General features: G+C 76.1%; 1 protein-coding gene. It reads left to right on the plus strand.

Annotated elements, in window-relative coordinates:
• Positions 1-1,606, plus strand: a 1,606-nt coding sequence (locus DQW06_RS24000) for a PH domain-containing protein (protein ID WP_117199360.1), incomplete at its 5' end; no start/stop codon positions are given.
• Positions 1,607-1,626 lie beyond the last annotated feature (20 nt).

A 1,626-nucleotide genomic window follows, 5' to 3' on the forward strand; every position in this document is an offset into this window, starting at 1 on the left:
GGACGGCGGGGGCGCGGCGGCCTTCGGCGCCGAGCGCGCCCGCCGCCTCAGCCCCCGCAGCGTGGTCGTGGGCCCCATCAACCAGCTCAGGGGGCTCCTGGTGCCGATCATCGCCGGGCTGGTGCTCGGCGGGTTCAACGCCTGGGTGCTCGCCGCCACGGGAGCGACCGTCGTGGCCCTGCTCGTGGGCGGGATCGTCACCTGGCGCACCACCCGTTACGAGGTCGCCGGGGACCGGCTGGAGATCCGTCGGGGCCTGCTCCGCCGCTCCCAGCGCACCATCCCGCTGGAGCGGGTGCGTGGCGTGGACGTCACCAGCACCCTGCTGCACCGGCTGCTGGGCGTGGCCGTGGTCCACGTCGAGGCCGCCGCGGGCTCCGCGGGCGCAACCGAGGACGGCAAGCTCGACGCCGTGTCGGCGGGCGAGGCAGACCGCCTGCGCCGGGTGCTGCTGCACCGCAGGGCGGTGCTCACCGGTCGCGGGACCGGGGCCGTCGCGTCACCCGCCGAGCCGGGCGGGCCCGGCACGGGCGAGGGCGCCCCGGAACCCGGGGGGACGCCCGGGGCCCCCGGGGGCGACGACACCGTCACCCACTTCGCCATGCCCCGCTCGTGGTACCTGTACGGGACGCTGAGCCTGGGGTACCTGCTCACCCCGTTCGCGGTCCTGGCCACCCTGTTCGGGATGGTCCAGCAGACCGCGGGGGAACTGGCCACCGACTACTTCGTGGACTGGGTGACCACCTCCGACCACAACCTGATCCTGCTGTCCGCGGCCCTCTTCGCCGGTGCGCTGGTGCTCCTGATGCCGGTGTTCGCGGTGGTCTCCTACGCGCTCACCCACTGGGGCTTCACCCTCAGGGAGCGCGACGGCTCCCTGGTCGCCGAGCGGGGACTGCTCACCCGGCGCAGCGTGACGCTGGAGAAGCGCCGCATCCGCGGGTACGAGCTCCTGGACAACCCCCTCGAACGCCTGCGCGGGGCGGTGCGCCTGCGGGCCATCGTCACCGGGCTGGGCGACACCGCCAACCGCGCGGTGCTGCTGCCGATCGGGCCCCGCGCGGTGGTCGAGGACGTCGTGGACCGCGCGCTGGCCCGGTACCGGGGCGGCCTGAACCGGCATCCGCGCGCCGCCCTGTACCGCCGTCTGACCCGCTCCTCGGGGCCTTTCGTGCTGCTCCTGGCGGTCGCCCTGGCCGTGGACGCGGCGTGGCTGGCCTGGGCGGCCGGAGTCCTGGCGGTGCTGGGCGCGCCCCTGGGCGTGGACCGGTACCGCTCCCTGGGCCACGGCCACGACGGCGAGCGGGTGAGCGTGCGCTCGGGCTCGCTGCGCCGCTCCCAGGCGACGGTGGAGCACTCGGCGGTGATCGGCTGGACCTGGACCCAGACCCTCTTCCAGCGCCCGTCCTCGCTGGCCGACCTCCAGGTCACGGTCGGCGCGGGCGCGGGCGGCTACACCGCGCAGGACGCCTCGTTCGAGGAGTCGGTGGCCTTCGCCGCCCGGGTCACCCCCGAGATGGTGCGCCCCTTCCTCATCGACCCGCGGGACGCGGGGCCGGACGGCGGGGGCGTGCGGCCGGACCCGCGCGGACCGGAGCGGACGTGAGGGAGGGGTCGGCCGCACGC

The sequence above is a fragment of the Nocardiopsis sp. TNDT3 genome (assembly GCF_003427465.1).
GTDB classification, from domain to species: domain Bacteria; phylum Actinomycetota; class Actinomycetes; order Streptosporangiales; family Streptosporangiaceae; genus Nocardiopsis; species Nocardiopsis dassonvillei.